Source organism: Paraburkholderia sp. SIMBA_027 (assembly GCF_046535315.1).
Lineage (GTDB): Bacteria > Pseudomonadota > Gammaproteobacteria > Burkholderiales > Burkholderiaceae > Paraburkholderia > Paraburkholderia tropica.
Genome location: NZ_JAWRWY010001051.1, coordinates 1 through 256, shown reverse-complemented (window position 1 = coordinate 256; position 256 = coordinate 1). Strand labels below are relative to the sequence as shown.

Annotated in this window: 1 protein-coding gene; it reads right to left on the bottom strand. The window is 64.5% G+C overall.

Annotated features, from left to right (window positions below; genetic code table 11):
- On the bottom strand, positions 1 to 254 hold a 254-nt coding region (locus SB764_RS42335), incomplete at its 3' end, for an aminotransferase class III-fold pyridoxal phosphate-dependent enzyme (RefSeq protein ID WP_410867084.1).
- Positions 255 to 256 lie beyond the last annotated feature (2 nt).

Below are 256 nucleotides of genomic sequence, written 5' to 3'. Positions count from 1 at the left end.
ATATCGACCAGGCGGTTCGCCAGTTCGAAGGCCTTGGGGTGGCCGAGCTGGAAGGCCGGGGCGTAATCGAGTTCGCCCGCCTGCTCGCGGATCGCCTCGGTGATCTTCGGGCGGCAGTGACCGGCATTGACGCACCAGAGACCGGCCGTGCCATCGAGCACCTGACGGCCGTCATGGGTGGTGTAATACATGTCCTTGGCGCCGACGAACATGCGCGGCTCCTTCTTGAACTGCCGGTTCGCCGTAAACGGCATCC